Source organism: Chloroflexota bacterium, from assembly GCA_015478725.1.
In the GTDB taxonomy this organism is placed as follows: Bacteria; Chloroflexota; Limnocylindria; order Limnocylindrales; family CSP1-4; genus C-114.
The window spans coordinates 55,195-74,979 of sequence record JADMIG010000012.1 but is presented as its reverse complement, the minus strand read 5'-3'; the positions used below and the strand labels follow the sequence as shown (position 1 = coordinate 74,979).

At 71.4% G+C, this 19,785-nt stretch carries 16 protein-coding genes; 10 read left to right on the top strand and 6 right to left on the bottom strand.

Translation table 11 applies throughout. The annotated features are described in order from the left end of the window. Positions 1-152 precede the first annotated feature (152 nt). The 4 genes from IVW53_09465 to IVW53_09450 all read right to left on the bottom strand — a co-directional run bounded on the left by IVW53_09465 (position 153) and on the right by IVW53_09450 (position 6,001). On the bottom strand, positions 153-452 hold the full coding sequence (locus IVW53_09465; GenBank protein ID MBF6605793.1) for a hypothetical protein: 300 nt from the start codon (positions 450-452) through the stop codon (positions 153-155). A 485-nt stretch (positions 453-937) separates the two neighbouring features. Next, positions 938-2,155, bottom strand: a complete 1,218-nt coding sequence (locus IVW53_09460) for an FAD-dependent oxidoreductase (protein MBF6605792.1) — start codon at positions 2,153-2,155, stop codon at positions 938-940. Positions 2,156-2,177: 22 nt separating this feature from the next. After that, on the bottom strand, positions 2,178-4,847 hold the full coding sequence (locus tag IVW53_09455; GenBank protein MBF6605791.1) for a penicillin acylase family protein: 2,670 nt from the start codon (positions 4,845-4,847) through the stop codon (positions 2,178-2,180). 116 nt (positions 4,848-4,963) lie between these two features. Beyond that, positions 4,964-6,001 carry a hypothetical protein gene (locus IVW53_09450; protein MBF6605790.1) on the bottom strand — a complete coding sequence of 346 codons (1,038 nt, stop codon included), beginning with the start codon at positions 5,999-6,001 and terminating at the stop codon, positions 4,964-4,966. 68 nt (positions 6,002-6,069) lie between these two features. Here IVW53_09450 and IVW53_09445 point away from each other — a divergent pair, with 68 nt between their 5' ends. Beyond that, entirely contained in the window at positions 6,070-7,239 is a 1,170-nt protein-coding gene (locus IVW53_09445) for a VIT1/CCC1 transporter family protein (GenBank protein ID MBF6605789.1), read from the top strand. Positions 7,240-7,372: 133 nt separating this feature from the next. Here IVW53_09445 and IVW53_09440 read toward each other — a convergent pair whose 3' ends face one another. Then, positions 7,373-7,591 (bottom strand): hypothetical protein, encoded by a 219-nt coding sequence (locus tag IVW53_09440; GenBank protein MBF6605788.1) that lies wholly within the window; start codon positions 7,589-7,591, stop codon positions 7,373-7,375. 37 nt (positions 7,592-7,628) lie between these two features. Here IVW53_09440 and IVW53_09435 point away from each other — a divergent pair, with 37 nt between their 5' ends. From IVW53_09435 to IVW53_09420, 4 genes are read left to right on the top strand one after another with little or no spacing between them, the layout of a single operon-like run. Beyond that, positions 7,629-8,141, top strand: coding sequence for an Lrp/AsnC family transcriptional regulator (locus IVW53_09435; GenBank protein MBF6605787.1), 513 nt, complete (start codon positions 7,629-7,631; stop codon positions 8,139-8,141). A 12-nt stretch (positions 8,142-8,153) separates the two neighbouring features. Beyond that, positions 8,154-8,834 carry a sigma-70 family RNA polymerase sigma factor gene (locus IVW53_09430; protein MBF6605786.1) on the top strand — a complete coding sequence of 227 codons (681 nt, stop codon included), beginning with the start codon at positions 8,154-8,156 and terminating at the stop codon, positions 8,832-8,834. Beyond that, positions 8,831-9,685 (top strand): hypothetical protein, encoded by an 855-nt coding sequence (locus IVW53_09425; GenBank protein ID MBF6605785.1) that lies wholly within the window; start codon positions 8,831-8,833, stop codon positions 9,683-9,685. The genes IVW53_09430 and IVW53_09425 overlap by 4 nt, the downstream gene beginning before the upstream one ends. A gap of 41 nt (positions 9,686-9,726) precedes the next feature. Next, positions 9,727-10,476 (top strand): ubiquinone/menaquinone biosynthesis methyltransferase, encoded by a 750-nt coding sequence (locus tag IVW53_09420; GenBank protein MBF6605784.1) that lies wholly within the window; start codon positions 9,727-9,729, stop codon positions 10,474-10,476. Here the strand turns inward: IVW53_09420 and IVW53_09415 are convergent. Then, positions 10,473-10,856, bottom strand: a complete 384-nt coding sequence (locus IVW53_09415; protein ID MBF6605783.1) for a hypothetical protein — start codon at positions 10,854-10,856, stop codon at positions 10,473-10,475. The genes IVW53_09420 and IVW53_09415 overlap by 4 nt on opposite strands. 123 nt (positions 10,857-10,979) lie before the next feature. On the opposite strand from IVW53_09415, the gene lgt reads away from it, so the two are divergent. The 5 genes from lgt (at position 10,980) to IVW53_09390 (ending at position 19,720) form a co-directional block, all read left to right on the top strand. Continuing rightward, positions 10,980-11,882 carry a prolipoprotein diacylglyceryl transferase gene (gene lgt, locus IVW53_09410; protein MBF6605782.1) on the top strand — a complete coding sequence of 301 codons (903 nt, stop codon included), beginning with the start codon at positions 10,980-10,982 and terminating at the stop codon, positions 11,880-11,882. A gap of 82 nt (positions 11,883-11,964) precedes the next feature. Then, on the top strand, positions 11,965-12,810 hold the full coding sequence (locus tag IVW53_09405; GenBank protein ID MBF6605781.1) for a 1-acyl-sn-glycerol-3-phosphate acyltransferase: 846 nt from the start codon (positions 11,965-11,967) through the stop codon (positions 12,808-12,810). Between the two features lie 482 nt (positions 12,811-13,292). Then, positions 13,293-14,714: a cystathionine beta-synthase gene (locus tag IVW53_09400; protein ID MBF6605780.1), complete on the top strand. Its 1,422-nt coding sequence runs from the start codon at positions 13,293-13,295 to the stop codon at positions 14,712-14,714. Between the two features lie 49 nt (positions 14,715-14,763). Next, positions 14,764-16,005 (top strand): aminotransferase class I/II-fold pyridoxal phosphate-dependent enzyme, encoded by a 1,242-nt coding sequence (locus IVW53_09395; GenBank protein MBF6605779.1) that lies wholly within the window; start codon positions 14,764-14,766, stop codon positions 16,003-16,005. Positions 16,006-16,126: 121 nt separating this feature from the next. Continuing rightward, positions 16,127-19,720, top strand: a complete 3,594-nt coding sequence (locus tag IVW53_09390; GenBank protein ID MBF6605778.1) for an AAA family ATPase — start codon at positions 16,127-16,129, stop codon at positions 19,718-19,720. The last annotated feature ends 65 nt before the right edge of the window (positions 19,721-19,785 follow it).

Here is a 19,785-nt window from a genome sequence, read left to right as displayed (position 1 = left end):
GCGATCCTGGCCAAGGTCGGGCGTTGTCGAGCCATTCTTGAGACGGCGCACTAGCAGGGCATTCAGCCGATCACGCATGAGCGTACGGCGTCGGTCGTAGAAGTCCGTGAAGCCGAGGACGTCGGCTCGCCTCGCCGCCGCCGGGCGCGGCGTCAGGGGTGTGGGTGATCGATGACCGTCGTACCCACCGTTCGATCCTGTGGACTCGCCAGGACCGGTGCGAAGTGCTTCGCGAACAGCGTCGGGCCGAGGATCGCCGCTGCGGCGTTCGCGGCCCCTTCGTCCCGCCACACGATGATCACATCGACGCGATCCTCGGCCGTCTTCACGAGATAGACATGCTCGAAGCCGTCGATCACGTCGAGCGTGTCGGGGAGCAAGGCACGGATCGTCGGGACGATCTCATCGACCGGTACGGAGAGGTGAAGGCGGTTGAGGACGACGGCGGACACAGCGAGCTGCCTCGGGTGGTGATGTGGATCGGGGAAGTATCGCACGGGGAGTCCCTGGCAGCCGTGCCGGTCTCGGGATGCCCATCCTACGTCGCGCTCCCGGGATTGCCCATTCCCCCACCCGCGTTCCGTGCCCCGGTGGCTAGCCCGCGCTTATCGACTGCACGATTAGCCTGCGTCGATCGGACCGGGATCTGACCGGGATCTGACCGGGATCTGACCGGGATCTGACCGGGATCTGACCGACGGGGGCCCGCCCCGATCTCCCGGGTCCATGGCACCGCTCGATCACGCTCGACCGCCGACCGTGCGCGTCGTCGAATCCGGCGGCCGCACCGTCCGAGAGCGCACTCAGCCGAACGTCGAAGCCGACACCGTCGCCACACCGCCCCGCATGCGTCGGTTAATCGTGCAGTCGATATCCGCTCCTGAACCGAGGTCCGCGTGGCCCGGAAGCGGACCGGCGGGCGCGGCGCCCATCGACCTCAGTAGCCTCGCCAGCCGTCGGCCATGGCGTCGGCGCCGGTCCTGAGCCCCGGGTGCGGGACTCGTGGCCGATCGAGCGCGAAGCGTTCTTCACCGGGTCCCACCGGAGCCCCGTCGAGCCGCGCCACGACGTGCTCGCCGATCACCGGCCCGTGCTTGAAGCCATGGCCGGAGCCCCCGCCGACGAGCCAGACGTTGTCGAAGTCGGGATGCCGGTCGATGAGGAAGTGCGTGTCGGGCGTCGTCTCGTACTGGCAGACGCGCGTCTCGACGATCGGCGCCTCGGCGAGGGCCGGGAATCGCCGGGCGAGATAGCGGCGCATGAGCCGAGCCGACTCGGGATCGACGAGCCGGTCGCCGCCGGACGGATCGAAGACGGGGCCGTATCGATCCGGCGCGATCTTGAGGCCGCGGCCGTCAACGGCCGGGATGCCGTACGACGCGGCATCGTAGTCGACGAAGCACGGCAGGCGATCGGCCGTGAAGCGATCGTCGCCACCGCCCGGGCCGACGAAGAAGACGTCCTGCTTCGTCACCCGGATGAAGTCACCGAGAATCTCCGGGAAGAGCCGCGGCAGCCACGGCCCGCAGGCGAACACGAAGGCGCCGCCACGGATGGCCCCACCGCCGCCGTCGACGACCGCCTCGAGCCGGCGCCCGGAGGCGCGACCGGGATGGACGGCACTGAGCTCGAAATGACCGCCGCCGCGCTCGAACGCCCGGACGACGGCCGCGATGCCCCGGCGGGCAAGGAGAAGTCCGGCCTCTGGCTCGAAGATCGCGAAGGCGAGATCGTCGGCGGCGATCTGCGGCCAGCGGGCATGGAGCTCATCCGGAGTCAACCGTTCGACGGGGATACGCTCCGCGCGGAGCGTCGCCTCGGAGTCCGCCTCGAACCGACCATCGCCGCTCCCGAACCACAGGCAGCCGACCTCCTGGAAGAGCGGTTCGCCCCACTCCTCCGCGGCCGTGCGCCAGAGCGTTCTGGCCCGGCGGGCCCAGCGCCCGTAGAACGGATCGTCGCCGTGGGCCGATCGGAGGATCCGCGTCTCATCGCCCGAGGTGGCGCGGGGATGGCCTGCCCCGTATGCATCGATGAGCGTGACGCTGCGCCCCGCGCGACGCGCCGCGAGCGCCGTCCAGGCGCCCATCGTCCCGGCGCCGACCACGACGAGGTCCGACGCCAGGCCGGCGGCGACCGCCGATCCTTCGCTCACCGTGCGCCAGCGGCCCGTGTCCTCACGGGGTGAGCGTGAGCGTGGTCGCCGTCGCCCGGTCGACCGCGGCCGACGAGAACGGCAGCGGGACGGTCCCGCCCGCCAGCCAGGCGCCGATGAGGTCGCCGTAGTGGCGGTCGAAGGGGTTGCCGGACTGGCCCGTCGTGATGACGATCCGAGCGGCGTCGAGCGCCCCCATGTCGATCGTCAGGCGGTACGAGGGCCCGTTGGTGACGGCGAAGACGCCCCTGATCCCCTGGGGCACGAACGACGGGTCGGACGGGTCGGGATACGCCACGCTGTACTGGGAGTATGTGTTGTCGACCGCGCCGGCGGCGCCGGCGACCGGGTACGGACCCGAGTCGAAGTACCACTCGAGGGGCCCGATGCCACTCGTGCCGAGCGTCGGCTCGCGGAACGCGATCGTGTGCTCGCGACCCCACGTCCAGCGCGCCGGATCGCCGAACGTCGATCGCAGGTCCGCACCGGCCCGGTCGAGGGCCTGGGAGACGACGTCCCGGGCCGTCTCGTGGGCGGGCGTCGACGGGTCGTCCCACCACGTGCTCGTGGGTTGTCCGAGGAGCGCGATGAGTGCCTGCCAGCTCTCCGTGGAGCCGACGTAGTCGCGGGCGAGATCGCCGAGCCGGGCGTCGAACAACCCGCGGAGGAGCCGGTACTCGAACGTCATGTAGGCCGCGCAACCGGTGCTGTCCGTCGTGCAATGGTCGTCCCACGAGCGGATCCGGTCGAGGACCGTCGTGCCGTCCGCAGTCGCCGGCGCCGCCCGCCCGAGCTGGTCGATGACGAGCGGTGCCCGCCCGACGTACGTGTCGAGCTGGACGGCGCTCAGGGTCGCCTGCGTCACCCCGCCATGCGTCGCGGCGGTCGTGAGGAGCGACGTGATCCGGGCGACCCGATAGCCGGGATCCCACTCGCGGCCGATGAGATAGGGGTACTTCGCGTCGACGGCGGCCGCGTTGGCTGTCGCGATGATCCCCGACGGTGGGTCGTACAGGCGGGGAAGGTCGTCGTACTTCACGTAGCCGGTCCACTCGTGCAGGCCGTCCCAGCCCGGGACCGGCCGGTCGCCGAGGTCCCTGGGATCCTCGCGGATCGGGACGAGACCCGGGATCTGCAGGCCGATGTGGCCGTCGACGTCGGCGTACACGAAGTTCTGCGACGGAGCCCCGTAGACGGAGAGTGCGGCCCGGAAATCGTTCCAGTTCGCCGCGGTGTCGAGGGCGAAGAACGAATCGAGGATGCGGTCCGGCTCGGCGGTCGCGGTCCAGCGGAGGCTGTACAGGGCGCCGGAGGCCCTGAGCCGGTCGCTCACGTCACTGACGATCGGGCCGTGGCCGGTCGAACGGACATCGATGGCGACGTCCGGACCGCCGGCGACCTTGATGACCTCATGACGGACGGTGAAGGCGACGGACTGGCCCTTGTACAGGTAGTGGGTGGGATCGGCCGGGTCGACCTTCTCCTGGAAGAGATCCTCGACGTCCGGGTTGACGTTCGTCGCGCCCCACGCGATCCGGGCGTTGTGGCCGAGGATGACGGCGGGGACGCCGGGGAACGAGACGCCCACGACGTCGTACGGGCAGGCGGCGCTGACCACGCGGCAGTGGAGTCCGTTCATGTACCAGACGGACGGCATGTCGAGCCCGAGATGCGGATCGTTCGCGAGGAGGGCATGGCCGGTCGCGCTCTTCGCCGCGCTCACCACGAAGTCGTTCGAGCCGATGCCATGGTCGCCGGCGGTCCCACCGGCGCCGTCGAGACCGGCGACGGCGAGGAGCCGCCCGGCGGTCGTCGCGAGGTCCTGCCAGCCGGCGGCGAGGTTCGCCGTCGCGGTGGAGACCGTGGCGGGGTTCGAGGCAGAGCCGGCGGCGGTGGCCGCCGCCGGTCCGGTCGAGCCGGTGGCACCGCCGGCGCCGATGAAGGACGTCCCGCCGGTCGCGCCGGCTCCGCCCGAGCCCGGGGCGCCCGTCGGCACCTCGACCGGAGCGGTCGCCGGGTAGGCCGGCGTGAGCTGGTTCGTGAGGGCAGGGTCGCCGAGCCGCGCGTCGGCGGCCAGCCGGAAGACCTCGCTGTCGAAGTTGCCGCCGAGATTCCATGCCTGGACCTTCGACCAGGCCGCCGAATCGAGCGGCGTCCATGGCTCCGGTTCGTAGCCACCGAGTCCGCCGCCGAGTCCGGCCTTCGCGCCGATGACGACGAACGGGAGCGGAAGCGAGCCTCGATGGGCGCCGATCCAGGCGTTCACCCCGTCGGCGTACGCCTGGAGGGCGGCTTTCGTGGCCGGCGAGGCGGCGTCAAGGTCACGCTGGCCGGCCTGCCGCCAGCCGAGCGTCCGGATGAACTCGTCCGTCTTCACGGAGCCGGATCCGAAGAGCTCCGACAGCCGTCCCGAGCTGATGTGCCGCCACACCTCCATCTGCCAGAATCGCTCGGAGGCGTGGACGTACCCCTGGGCCATGAACAGGTCGTGCGGGTCGCCGGCCGTGATCTGGGCGATGCCGCTGACGTCGCGCTGGACGGTGACTGTGCCGTGGAGACCGGCGAGCTGGAGCGTCCCGCCGACCTGCGGAAGGGCCCGCCCGGTGATCGAGGCGAGCAGGCCTCCCGTCGCGAGCACGACGACCAGCACGAGGAGCACGATGACCGCGAGGACGCCCCGGACGATGCGCACCACAGCTCCATCGAGTCGATCCGCGACCTGCCATCGACCGACGGCGTCGGGACGACGTCAGTGTGCCGAACCGGCGTCCGCCCTGCTCGTCGGATCCGCGTCGTCCCACGCGCCGGTCACCGCGGGAGCGATATCCCGCGCCCGGCCGCCTCGGCGACGGCGAGGATCGCCCGACCAAACACGACGTCCGCGAGCCCGACCCCGAGATGGGTCACGACGACGCGACCCTCGGGCCGGGCCGTCCCAGCGAGCAGCGCCTCGCCGATGGTCGCGGTGGGATCCGGATATCCCTGGAAGTCGCCGGCGGCACGCGTGGCGAGGAACTGGCCGCGCTCGTCGACGAGGAAGAGCACGGCTCCGGCGGCCACCTCCGCCGCGAGGTACGTCGCGTAGTCCACGGCGATGACGAGCGCGTGTGGCTGCAGCCAGTCATTCGTCAGGACCTGGCGGACCGGCCCGAACGAGGCGACCGTGACCACGACATCGGCATCCGCGATCGCGTCGCGAGCGGTCGCCGCCGCGCGCGCCGAGCCGATCCCGGACGTGGTCCGGGCCGCCTCGACGAGGGCGCTCGCACGTTCCGGGTGACGATCGTGGATCGCGAGATCGACGCCCGGCAGGACGTGGCCGAGCATCGGGGCATGGCTCCGCCCCTGCACGCCGGCCCCCACCACGGCGGCCCGGATCGGCCGACCGCTGACCCGCGGCGCGAAGTGCCGAATCGCGATACCGCTGACGGCAGCCGTCCGGGCCGCCGTGATCGCCGCGCCGTCGAGGATCCCGACCGGAGCGCCCGTGGTCGGGTCGTTGAGCACGACGATCGCGTGGATCGCGGGGAGTTCCCGGGCGTTGTTCGTGCCGAACCCCGTGACCCACTTCATGCCGAGCCCGTCCGCGGATCCATCTGCGGCCTCGCCGCGGAGGTACGCCGGCATCGCATGGCCAAACGATCCGGCGAGGCGCGGATGGACTCCGATCTTCGCCGGGAGCTCCGCGTCCGCGACGAGTGCGCGAAGGGTGAGCTCGGCGAGGTCGAGCCGCTCCTCGAGCGGCGGCAGCGAGGCGACGACGTCCGCGGTGGACAGGTAGCGGAGCGGCGCCCGGTCGTCGGGAGCGGGTGTCCCGCGCGCAGCTGGTCCGGAATCCCACGTCATGGCGGCATAGTGCCCGACGGACCTCGAGGACGCCACTGCCGCTCCGCCGACCGCGCTACGATTCGGCCATGATCCAGCCCGACATCGCCCAGAGCCTCGACAACCTCAAGCTTGAACGGGATGCGATCGTCCTCTACGACGCGCTCGCCACGATCGAGAAGGACAGTCACCGCGCCCATGCCTTCCGGACGATCGCCGGCAATGAGCGGCGCCACGCGGAGATCTGGGCGACGAAGCTTCGCGAGCGCGGGGCGGACGTCCCGCCGGTCGGGGCACCGCGGATGCGGATCCGCTTCATCGTCGCCCTCGCGAGGCTCTTCGGGACGCGTGCCGTCTCCGACCTCGTCCAGGCGCTCGAAGGCGACGAGGAGGAGCTCTACGACGCCCAGGCCTCGCCGGAAGTCGCCGCGATCGTCGCCGACGAACGCGAGCATGCGGAGATCTGGCGCCGACTCGAGGGAAAGGCCGCCCCGGCCACCGGTGCCCCGGCGACCGCTGCCCCGGCCGCGATCGGGGTGCATCCGCCGGGCGGGGACGGTCGGAGCGAGCGTTGGCATCGGACCGGCCAGTCGGGGACCCTGCGGGCCGTCATCTTCGGTGTGAGCGATGGCCTCGTGAGCAACCTCTCCCTCGTCATGGGCGTCGCGGGCGCCATCTCGACCCAGCCACGGTTCATCCTGCTCGCCGGGATCGCCGGCCTCCTGGCCGGCGCGTTCAGCATGGCAGCCGGCGAATACGTCTCCATGCAGAGCCAGCGCGAACTCTACGAACGCCAGATCGCCCTCGAGCGCGCGGAGCTCCAGGCGATGCCGGATGAGGAGGAATCGGAGCTCGCGAACCTCTACCGGTCGAAGGGGTTCTCCGCCGAGGAGGCTCGGACGATCGCCCATCGGATCTTCCAGGATCCAGAGGCGGCCCTCGAGACACTCATCCGGGAGGAGCTCGGACTCGACCCGAGCGAACTGGGCTCGCCGTGGGGTGCGGCCTTCGGCTCATTCGTCGCGTTCGCCGTCGGGGCGGCGGTGCCGGTCATCCCGTACCTCATCTCGAGCGGCGGCGCCGCGTTCGCCGTCAGCATCGGCGCGAGCGTCGTCGCGCTCGCCCTCGTGGGCACCGGGGTGAGCCTCATCACCGGTCGCGGAACGCTCTTCTCCGCCGGCCGGCAGGTCGTCATCGGCGCCGTGGCCGCGACCGTCACGTTCGGCGTCGGCCATCTCGTCGGTATCGCCTCGTCGTGAACCGTTCCGCCTGACGGACGCCAGGCGGACGCCGGGCAGCGCCGCATCCACCATCTGGACATGGAACGAGGCCCCTGGGGGGAGGGGCCTCGTGGGGTAGGCTATCGAATGATCGCGACGATCGCGATCGTGGTCATCGCATCCCGTAGCCGAACAGGATCCAGGTCGCGATCTGACCGGTTGGATCGGGCGCCTCGCGTCCGTCCTCGGAGCCCAGCAGGATGCTGACGAGCGAGAACAGCGCAAGGAAGGCGATGCCGGCGACGATCACCATGGCGCGTACCTCCGCTGCAGGGACGCCGACGACGGCGTCCGCATGGTGCGGTGCCTCGACGTCCGTCTGGTTCTGCACCATCATAGCCTAACGAACCAAAGGTGACAAGCGCTCGATGCCTAAGGAACCGATACCATCCGCAGAATCCGGCCGGATTGGGGCCACGGACGCACGGATCCTCGAGATCCTGCAGCGCGATGGTCGCCGGCCGTATGCGGACCTTGGCACCGATGTCGGGATGAGCGGGCCGTCCATCCACGAGCGGGTCAAGAAGCTCGAGAGTCGCGGCGTCATCCGGGGCTACTCCGCCGTGGTCGACCCGGCGACCGTGGGTCTCGCGATCCTCGCCTTCTGCTGGCTCAGCCAGGCGCCGGGTACGACGGCGACGGACCTCACGGGCGACTTCGCGGGGATCCCGGAGGTCGAGGAGTGCCACCACATCGCCGGCGAGGCGGACTACCTGCTCAAGGTGCGCGCACGCGACACGGGACACCTCGAGCGGATCCTTCGCCGGATCCAGGCTGTACCGAACGTCTTCACGACGGAGACCGATGTCGTCCTCTCGACGGCGTTCGAGCGGCGGCCGTTCCACCTGCGGGCGGAAACCGCCGCGCCGAACAAGGCGTAAGAGGCTGAGGAGATGGACGCGACCGTCGCCGTTGACGATGCCACGCTCGTCCGGGCGGTCGCGGCCGGGTCGGAGGATGCCCTCGCGACGCTCTACGATCGGCATGCGGGCGCGGTTTTCGGGGCGGCCCTCCGCCTCGTCGCGGATCGGCAGCTCGCCGAAGAGGTCGCGCAGGAGACATTCCTCGTCATGTGGAACCGAGCTGAATCGTTCGACCCGGCGCTGGGCTCGCTCGCGGCCTGGCTCCACACGATCGCCCGCAACCGAGCCGTCGATCGGCTGCGGGCCGTGGCGCGCCGCCCTCGACTCGTCTCGGCGGGATCTGTTCGGCCGGATGCCGAGACCGAAGCGGCCGCCCTCGAGCGGATCGCCGCTGGTGACGGGATCGGTGGGTCCGGCTCGATCTCCGGCTCGGGCGGGATCCACGGCCCGGAGGCGAATCTCCTCACCGCCGAGTTGCGGGCCACGATCCGTGACGCGCTCGCGACGATGCCCGAGACGGAACGCGCGGTGATCATCCTCGCCTACCGTGACGAGTTGAGCCAATCGGAGATCGCGGCCCGGCTCGGCTGGCCGATCGGCACCGTGAAGACCCGAACTCGACGGGCGCTCCTCAAACTCCGCGACGTCCTCGGGCGCGAGGAAGGGATGGAGTTCGCCCCGGCTGCCATCGCCGTCGAGGTGGGCGAGTGATCGTTCATCCGGAGGTACGCGAGCAGCTCGAGCTCGCCGCCATCGAACCCGCGGGGCTGGACCGTCTCGCGGCCGGGGACACCCCGGAAGCCACGGCGATTGCCGGCCACCTCGCCGGATGCCCGGCGTGCCTCGCCGAATTCGATCGCCTGCACCGTACGGCGTCCGTCGTCCGTGCGGCCGTGACGCAGGAGGCCGCCGAGCTCCCGTCCGAGCTGCGAGCCCGGACGCTCGCCTTCGTTCGCGAGCTGGGTGTGACACGGGCCCAAGCGGCGGCAGCTCTCGGCTCGGTGGGGGGACCCGCGGCCGTGACCGGATCGGCGTCCGCGTCGCTCGCCGGTGGCCGCGCACACCGCCCGTTCGGCGCCGCCGCATGGATCGCGTCGATCGCCGCCACGCTCTTCATCGCGGTCCTCGCCACGAGTGCGCTCGTGGGTGGAAGTGCCGGTGGCGGCGCGACCGCCGAGAACGATGCGACGGAGCTCGCGAAGATCGCATCGTGGACGGTCCGTGTCGCCGCGGCGCCTGACGCCCGGGAGATCGGTCTCACCCCGGCGGCCGGCGGGGACGCACGCGGCAGCCTCACCTTCTCGGCCCGTGATGGATCCCTCGTCGTGGTCGCGGCCGGTCTCGCCCCGGCTCCGTCCGGCAAGGAGTACCGATGCTGGCTCGAGACGCCCGCCGGTCGCACGCGGATCGGTCGGATGTACCTGGCGCGGACCATCGCCTACTGGGTCGGCGACGTCACGAATCTCGGATCCTTCCCGGCCGGCACGCGGTTCGGGGTCTCGCTCGAGGATCTCGGTGCCACCGGAGTCGGCGGTCCGGCCGTCCTCATCGGCACGTTGTGAGCGTCCGTACGGACCCGCCTGTCGCGTCCGGCCCACCCGCGGTGTCTGGCCCACCCGACGCGCCCGGTCCGCGGAGCAGGACCGGCAACCCGGTCCTGGACACGTCCGTCGCGGCGATGTTCGATGCGATCGCGCCGGTCTACGACCGGATGAACACCCTCATGACGTTCGGTCTCGACGGCGGTTGGCGTCGGGCGGCCGTGGCGGCGACGCGGGCGGCAAAAGGCGACGCGCTCATCGATGTCGCGTGCGGCACCGGCAAGCTCGCCGCCGCACTCGCCGAGCGGGTCGGGCCGTTCGGCCGCGTCCTCGCGATCGACCTTGCGCCGGCGATGATCGCCGAGGCCACCGATCGTCATCGCGACCTCGTCCAGCTCGAGTTCCGGGTCGGGGACGCGCTCGCGCTGCCGGCCGAGGAGGGGTCCTTCGAGGCGGCCACGATCGCGTTCGGCCTCCGCAACCTCGCCGACTTCGAGGCCGGGTTCCGTGAGCTCGCCCGGGTCGTGCGACCGGGTGGCCGTGTCGTCTGTCTCGAGCTTTCCGTGCCGCGGCCGAGGTGGTGGGGTCGGATCTACCACGGCGTGTTCCGCCGGATCGCACCGCTCCTCGGGTCCCTCTTCGGCCATCGCGACGCGTATCGCTACCTGCCGACGTCGCTCGACGGGTTCCCGGATCCGGACGAGCTCGTCCGGACGATGATCCTGGCCGGCCTGACGGATGTGTCGTATCGACGACTCGCGTTCGGCGCGGTCGCCCTCCATCGGGGGGCGGTGCCGGACCGATCGGGCTAGGCGGGTCGGGCCTCGTCGCGGATCCCGGCGCCCCTCGCGGCCTCCGAACCCGCCGCGTCGCCGCCGTCCGCGCGGCCGCCGCGAGGCTCGACCGGCCCATCGTTGACCCACGGCGGTCCGCCGTCGGTCCAGATCGAGTCGGCCGGTGGCACGCTCGCGAGGAACGTTCGATGGAGCCGCAGGACCTCGAGGATGTCCGCGACATCGGACTCCGTGCCCGACGCGGCGAGCGCGTCGACGATCCAGCGAGCCTCTGCCTGCCGCTCGCCCTCCGTCACGTCGTCCTCGTGGCGGCGCATCTCGGCGAGGACGAGCCAGGCGAGTCCGGCGCCGATCGCGAGCCCGACGAGCAGCAGCCACCAGTCGACCTGGACGTTCATCGGCCGGCGCGAGTGGTCGCCGATCGTCGGCGGACTGCGGGGAGGGGGTCCATGCGCCGGCCAGTATAGGGTCGGTCCGCGGATCGCCGGCGTCAGGCCCGATGCTCCGTATACTGACCCCCCATGATCGACATCACCCCGAACCCGATCGCCCTCCAGCTCGGGCCCCTCACGATCTTCTGGTACGGCATCGGCTACGCGGTCGGCCTCGCCGTGGCGTATTTCGTCATGACCAGCGAAGCGCGCCGGCGCGGCCACGATGCGGATCTCCTCGCCAACGGACTCATCGTCGTCGCTGTCGCGGCGCTCATCGGCGGCCGGGCGTACCACGTCATCGACCAGTGGTCGAACCTCTACGCGTCGGACCCGATCAAGGTCTTCCTGCCGCCATACACCGGCCTCGGGGTCTACGGCGGGATGATCACCGGGACGATCGCGGCGTTCCTCTATGCCCGCTGGAAGCGAGCGTCGTTCTGGACGTGGACGGACATCGTCGCGCCCGGGCTGTTCGCGATGCAGATGGTCGGGCGATGGGGCAACTTCTTCAACCAGGAGCTGTACGGCCCGCCGACGAGCCTGCCGTGGGGGATCGCGATCCAGTGCGATCACCGGATCGTTGCGTACCCCTGCGCGACGTATCCGTTCGCGACGACCGCCTTCCAGCCTCTCTTCCTCTATGAGTCCCTGTCCGGGCTCGCCGGACTCCTCGTCCTGCTCTGGCTCGCGCGCCGGTTCGCCCCCCGCATCCACACGGGCCAGCTTCTCGGCTTCTTCTTCGTCTGGTATGGGGTGACGAGGTACACGCTCGAAACGCTGCGGGCGGACAACTGGACGTTCTTCTCGATCCCGACCGCGCAGATCTTCTCGGTGCTGTTCATCGCTGCGGGCCTCGTCGTCATCGCGGTCCGCGGGCGGGTCGCGCCGACGCTCGCGACCGTCGACGATGCTGCGCGGGCCGCGGCCGCTGCTGCGGCTGCACCGCTCGCCGGCGAGGGCGTGGATCCAGGAGCGACCGCGCCTGCCTGACGGCCCGACACCGGACTCCGGCACACCGGACTCCGGCACGAACGCCGTGCGCGCGGTGGACGGTCCGCGTCGGCGACGCGCGATGTCCGGCAGGCTCGCTCCCCGAGCGCTCGCCGAGGCCAGGCCCGACGGGGCCGTCGAAGGGCTCGCCTGGCTCGGTCGACCCCCGGAGGCTCGGGCGTCCGTCCTCTACCGGGTCGTCCGCCTGTTCGCCCGGTTCATCCTGTTCGTCATCCTCCGCTTCCGGATCCGGACGTCCGGTCAGGTGCACCTGCCCACCGGTGGATACCTGCTCGTGGGGGCGGCCCACCGAGGCTGGATGGATCCCTTCCTCGTCCTTCACGCGATCCCGTCCGAACCACGGGCCTGGTTCCTCGGCAGCGCACCGTCCACCTTCACGTCGCGCTTCCGCGAAGCGCTCATCCATCGGCTGGGCGGCCTCCTGCCGGTGTGGCGTGGGGGCGTCGGCATCGACGCGCACGTCGCGTCCGCCCGGGCGGTCATCGCCGGGGGCGGTGTGTTCGTCCAGATGCCGGAAGGGACGGTGAACGGGCCGCCCGGACGTATCGGGACGTTCCGGATCGGGTGGGCGATCATCGCGCTCCGGACCCGGACGCCGGTCGTGCCGCTCGCGATGGCCGGCACGGAGGAGCTGTATCTCGGACGGCGGATGGCGTCGCGGGTGCTGCCGGCGACGTCCCTCGAGGAACTGCTCGGGTCGTCCGGCCCGGTGCCCTCGCCGCCGGAGGGCAGCCGCGAGGAATTCGATCTCGCACGACGGCTCACCGACGCGCTCGCCCTGCGCCTGGCCCCGGCCGTCGCGGCGCTCCACCCGTGGACGGACGATCCGCCCGGCCGTCCCCGTCGCCTCCGCGGTCGCCTGACGTGGCTGCTGCTCCGACCCGGTCGGCTCGATCGGTCCGACTGAGGTTGCGTCCGGAACCCAGGGGCGGGCCGCGCTCGGAGATCCGTCGCTGCGGACCGGCTCGGCTCCCGGCTCTGTCGCCGGTGTCGCCCGTCGTCGCCGCCCCGGCCGATCCGAGCGTACTCCCGCCTCACGGGTCGTATCCGAGTCCTGATCGCTCGCGGGCCCAGGGTGGCGAGCGGGCGACGCCGGTTCCGGTGCCAGCGACGCATCCACGAGCGTGGTTGCGGCGGCCCGGAACACGAGATCCAGCGATCGATCGTCGAGATCACTGGTCGCCTGCGCCTCGCACTCGGATAGGGCCCACCAGGTGGGAGTTCGCCGAAGCGGCGCCACACCCGCCGAAGCGGTGCCTCGATGACGGCCACGACGGCGGCCGCGCCGCGACGCTCAGTCGCCTGATGCGCCGCCGGCGCGTCTCTGCCGTCTCGGCCACTGACAGCCGTCTCCGCTGCCGGTGTCGACGCCACCTATACTCCGCCGCGATGCAGTACGCCGGATCCATCGTCGAGCTCGTCGGCCATACGCCCCTCGTCCGGCTGACCCGAGTCACCCGCGATCTCGGCCCGCTCGAGCGTCAGCCGCTCCTGCTCGCCAAGCTCGAGATGCTCAACCCCGGCGGATCGGTGAAGGATCGGATCGGGCTGCCGATGATCGAAGCCGCCGAGCGTGCCGGCCTCCTCCGCCCGGGCGGCACGATCATCGAGCCGACGAGCGGCAATACCGGCCATGGCCTCGCGATCGCCGCCGCGCTCAAGGGGTATCGCTGCATCTTCGTCATGGCGGACAAGCAGTCGACCGAGAAGCGCCAGCTTCTTCGCGCGTACGGGGCGGAGGTCGTCCTGTGCCCGTCCAACGTCCCTCCCGAATCGCCGGAAAGCTACTACTCGGTCGCTGCGCGTCTCGCCCGCGACATCCCCGGCGCGTTCAAGCCGGACCAGTACTGGAACCCGGAGAATCCCGCCGCCCACGAACGGACCACCGGCCCCGAGATCTGGGAGCAGACGGACGGCCGGATCAGCCATTTCGTCGCGAGTGTCGGCACCGGCGGGACGATCACCGGCGCGTCGCACTTCCTCAAGGCTCGGAACCCGTCGCTCACCGTCGTCGGGGCGGACCCGGAGGGAAGCATCCTCAGCGGCGACACGGCTCGCCCGTACCTCACGGAGGGCATCGGCGAGGACTTCCTCCCGGGTACCTACGATCCGGCGGTCGTCGACCGATGGGTCCGCGTGAGCGACCGCGACGCGTTCGCCGCCGCCCGACGGCTCACGCGCGAGGAGGGGATCCTGTCCGGTGAGTCGTGCGGGACCGCCCTCGTTGCCGCCCTCGAGGTCGCCCGCGAGCTCACGGCCGCCGGCGCCGGACCGGAGACGGTCATGGTCGTCCTCCTGCCGGACGGCGGCCGGAGCTACATCTCGAAGCTGTACAACGACGAGTGGATGCGCTCGAACGGCCTGCTCGACACGACCGGCGCGGTCGTCCGCATCGGCGACCTCCTCGCGGACCGGCACCATGCCGGCTCGCTCCCGGACCTCGTCCTTGCCCGGACGACGCAGCGCGTCGGCGACGCCATCGCGCTGCTGCAGGAGTACGGGATCAGCCAGCTGCCGGTCTCGGAGGCGGCCGAAGGCTCGGCGATCGCCGGCATCGTCGGGTCGATCACGGAGAAGGGCCTGCTCGACCGGGCCTTCCGCGATCCGACCGTCGTCGAGCGGACCGTCGGCGAGGTGATGGATCGACCGCTGCCGCTCATCGACCTGTCGGCCTCGCTCGACGAGGCCTTCGCCCTCCTCTCGGAGGGTGCGTCTGCGGTGATCGCGGTGGGGGTGGATCGGCCGGCGGGCGTCGTCACGAAGCTCGACGTGCTCGAGTACCTCGCTCACCGGCCGATCGTCCGGAGGTAGTCGACGTCCGACCGCGATCCGGCCCGGCCGCCGATGCGATGATGCCGCCATGCAGGACGAACCGATCCCGACCGGTTGGGCGCTCGCCACCCTCGCCGTCCACGCGGGCCAGGAACCGGACGAGCTGACCGGTGCGGTCGCACCGCCGATCTATCAGACGGCGACGTACGCCCAGGATGGCGTCGGCCGACCGCGACACGGGTACGAATACAGCCGGACCCAGAACCCCACCCGCGATCGGCTCGAACGCGCGGTCGCCGCGCTCGAAGGTGGACGACACGGGATCGCATTCGCGAGCGGGTCCGCGGCGACCGCTGCCATCGCCGAATTCGCCGCCGAGGGCGACGAGGTGCTCGTCGGCGACGACGTGTACGGCGGGACGTACCGCTATCTCGAGCGGGTCCACCGCGCTCACGGCGTCGTGCCGCGCTACGTCGACCTCGCGTCCGGGTCCGATGCGCTGTGGGAGGCGCTGAGCGAGCGTACTGCGCTCGTCTGGTTCGAGTCGCCCTCCAATCCGCTCCTCAAGCTCGTCGATATCGCCGCCACGGCTCGGACGGTGGATCGAAGGGCCGCGGAGGGAGGCCGACGACCGCGCATCGTCGTCGACAACACCTTCGCGTCCCCGATCACCCAGCGCCCGCTCGAGCTCGGAGCGGACATCGTGTTCCACTCGGCGACGAAGTACCTGTCCGGTCATTCGGACACGGTCCTCGGGGTTGCGGTCACGAACGACGACGCGATCGCGGAGCGACTGCGCTTTCTCCAGAACGCGATGGGTGCGGTGCCCGGACCGTTCGACTGCTTCCTCGTCCTCCGCGGGCTGCGGACCCTCGCGCTGCGGGTGGAGCGACATGCGACGAACGCCCTCGCCGTCGCGAGCTTCCTCGCCGTGCGGGCCGACGTGGAATGGGTCGCCTACCCCGGTCTCGCCTCGGACGCGGCGGCAAGCCTCGTGGGCCCGGACCGCCAGATGCGGACCGGCGGCGGGATGGTGAGTTTCGTGCCGCGGCCTCTTCTCGGCTCCGAGGCCGCCGCCGGCTCTGCCCGCCTCGCCGGGAGGACCGCCCGTGAGCGCGCGATCGCGATCTGCGAGGCGACCCGCATCTTCACCCTCGCCGAGTCGCTCGGCGGCGTCGAGTCCCTCATCGAGCTGCCGGCGGTCATGACCCACGCCTCTGTGGCCGGCTCGCCGCTGGAAGTCCCCGAGGCGCTCATCCGTCTCTCCGTCGGCATCGAGGCCGCCGAGGACCTCATCGCCGATCTCCGCCAGGCGCTGGACGGGGCGTAGCGGTGGGACCCGTGGCGAGACCCGGTATCGGCGCGGTGTACCCTCGCGTCTTCACGCTGGCGGACGGCGAGAGGCGCCTCCGGGCTGGGCACCGGGAGTGGGACGTGACGCGGAGTCGACCGTGATCTGCGCGAGTTGCGGCAAGGAGAACGTCGCAGGTCGAAAATTCTGCATCGAGTGCGGTGCGCGCCTGGTCGCCGGGTGCCCGACGTGCGGCGCGATGAACCCGCCTGGAGCGCGCTTCTGCGGGGAGTGCGGGACCGCGCTGGCCGAGGAGGACGGATCCCGTGGGGGAGCCGCGACGCCACAGTCCGGCGATCCCACCCGATCTGACGGGCGGGGAGGCACGGCCATCGCGACGCCGATCTCCGAGCGTCGCCTCGTATCGGTCCTGTTCGCCGACCTGGTCGGCTTCACCAGCCTGGCCGAAGGCCGCGACGCGGAGGAGACGCGCGCCCTTCTCAGCCGTTATTTCGAGATCGCCCGCGACGTCATCGGCCGCTACGGCGGGATCGTCGAGAAGTTCATCGGCGATGCCGTCATGGCGGTCTGGGGTGCACCCGTCGCGCGCGAGGACGATGCCGAACGGGCGGTTCGGGCGGGCCTCGAGCTCGTCGACGCGGTCCGCGCCCTCGGGCCAGGCGTGGAGGCACGCGCCGGCGTTCTCACCGGCGAGGCCGCCGTGACGCTCGGCGCGACCGGCGAGGGGATGGTCGCCGGCGACCTGGTGAACACCGCGTCGCGCCTGCAGAGCGTGGCTCCGCCGGGTGCCGTCCTCGTCGGCGATGCGACGCATCGGGCGGCGTCGAAGGCCATCGCGTTCGAGGAGGCCGGCGAGCAGACGCTCAAGGGCAAGTCCGCGCCGGTACCCGCGTGGCGCGCGCTCCGCGTCGTCGCCGAGGTAGGCGGTCGGAACCGATCCGAAGCGCTCGAAGCGCCGTTCGTGGGTCGCGACGAGGAACTGCGACTCCTCAAGGAGCAGTTCCATGCGACGGGACGCGACCGGCGCGCCCGCCTCGTCTCCGTCATCGGTCCGGCGGGAATCGGCAAGAGTCGACTCGCCTGGGAGTTCCTCAAGTACCTCGACGGGCTCGTCGAGACGATGTACTGGCACGATGGACGATCGCCGGCGTACGGCGACGGGATCAGTTTCTGGGCACTCGGCGAGATGGTCCGCGAACGCTGCGGGCTCCTGGCGACCGACGATGAGGCCACCACGAGGAGTCGCGTGCGGGAGACGCTCGAGCGCTGGGTCCTGGACGAACCCGAGCGTCGCTGGATCGAGCCCGCGATTCTTACGCTCCTCGGTCTCGACCGCACGACATCCGATGGCGGCGGTGCACCGGCGCGGGCCGATGGACTGTTCGCGGCCTGGCGGACATTCTTCGAGCGGATCGCGGCCGAGGGCACCGTGGTCCTCGTGTTCGAGGACCTCCACTGGGCGGATTCCGGGCTGCTCGATTTCATCGACCACCTGCTCGAGTGGGCGCGCAACCTGCCGATCTGCATCGTCACCCTGGCCCGGCCTGAACTCCTCGAGCAGCGAGCCTCGTGGGGGGCCGGAAAGCGGAACTTCACCAGCCTGAGCCTCGAGCCCCTGTCGCCGGCGGCGATGCGCCTGCTCCTCGGCGGACTCGTGCCCGGCCTCTCGGATTCGGTCGTCAGGACGATCGTCGCCCGCGCCGACGGCATCCCGCTCTACGCCGTCGAGACCGTCCGGATGCTCCTGGCCGACGGCCGGCTCACGGAGGAGGGCGGCGCCTATCGGCCAGTCGGCACGCTCGCCGACCTCGCCGTGCCCGAGACACTGCACGCCCTCGTCGCGGCCCGGCTCGACGGTCTCGAGTCAGCCGACCGATCGCTCCTCCAGGATGCGGCCGTCCTCGGCCAGAGCTTCACAATCGCTGGCCTGGCAGCCGTCTCGACCGTGGATGCCGAGACACTCGAGCCGCGCCTCCGGGCCCTGGTCCGGCGCGAGCTCCTCACCCTGGAATCGGACCCGCGAAGCCCCGATCGCGGGCAGTATGCGTTCGTCCAGGCGCTCATCCGCGAGGTTGCCTATAACACGCTCGCCCGGACCGACCGCAAGAGCCGCCACCTCGCCGCTGCCCGCTGGTTCGAGTCGCTCGATGACGGCGAGGGTGCTGGCGAACTCGCCGGTGCGCGTGCCGCCCAATACCTCGCCGCCTATCGCAACGCGCCGGAGGGACCGGAGGCGGACGCCCTGGCCGGCCAGGCGCGGCTCGCGCTCAAGGGTGCCGCGGACCGTGCCGCGTCACTCGGATCGTATCGGCAGGCCCTCGGGTTCCTCCGCCAGGCGCTCGAGACGACGGTCGACCCGACCGAGCTCGCCGTTCTCCGGGAACGGGCCGCCGAGGCAGCGTCGAACGACGCGGACATCGAGACGGTCCGCTCCTTCATCGACCCGGCCATCGCCTGGTATCGCGAGCAGGGCGATCGGACCGGAGTCGCGCGGACGAGCGCGCTGCTGGGCATGGCCCTCACGAACGACGCCCAACCGATCGCGGCGGCCGCCGTCCTCGAGGCCGCCGTCCTCGAGGCAGCCGATCTCGAATCCGAGCCGGACGTCGTGCGCCTCCTGACCGATCTTTCTCGTGCCTACGCGATCGTCAGTGATCCGCGCGCACTCGAGCTCGCCGATCGGGCGATCGCGGCGGCCGAGCGCCTCGAGCTCATCCCGTCCGTCGCGGAGGCGCTGGTCAACCGCGCGCTCGCCCTCGGATTCGCCGGTCGAAGCCAGGAGCCCATCGCGATCCTGCGGGGTGTCATTCCGCTCACCGAGGCTCACGGACTCATCCAGACCCGCCTGCGGGCCGGGAACAACCTGAGCGCAAATCTCTGGGCGTTCGACCCGCGAGCCGCACACGCCATGAATGACGAGCTCATCGACCTCGCCCGTCGCAACGGGATACGGGGCTGGCTCTCCCAGTTCCTGCAGGGCGGTGTCGGGTCCGCGGTGTACGTCGGCGAGTGGGCGGACGCCGACCGGCTCATCGCAGAGATCGACCGGGACGAGTTGACGCCGTCGATGGCGGTGAGCCTCGGCGAGAGCGAGGCACTCCTGTTCGCCCTGCGTGGCGACGCTGCACGTGCACGGTCGACGCTCACGGGGCTCGAGCCGTTTCGCGGCCTGTTCGACGACCCGCGGGCGGAGGGATGGCGGCATCAGACGCTCGCCATCATCGATTCGCTCGCCGGGAGCCTCGACCAGGCGTTTGCCGCCGGCATGCGATGTGCCGGGCTCGGGTTGGACATGGCATTCGTCGGGGCCGAGTGGGCCGCCCGGGCGGCGATCTGGTCGGGTGACGCGCGACGCGCCCGGAGCGCCCTGGAGCTGCATCTCGCCCGGCCGGAGCGGGGTCCGGTGGTCGCCGCCGACCGGCGCGTCCTGGGCGCCGGTGTCAGAGCGCTCGAGGGCGATCGCGCCGGGGCGATCGCCGACTACCGAGTCGCGATCGCCGCCTATCGCGACCTGCGGCTGCCGCTCCACCTCGGGATGAGCCTGCTCGACTACGCGACGATCATCGGCCCGGGTGTCCCCGACGCGCGCGCGGTCGCCGACGAGGCGCGCGAGATCTTCACGCGTCTCGGGTCCCTGCCGCTCCTCGCCCGTCTCGATGCGGGTCTGGCTCGCTGGACGACGTCCGCGGTTCGGGCAGAAGCGCACGCCGCCCGTCCGGTCGCCTCAGCGTAGACCTGCCAGCGTCGCGACCGTGTCGCAACCTTGTGTAACGGGTGTATCATCCGCCGGACTGCGGA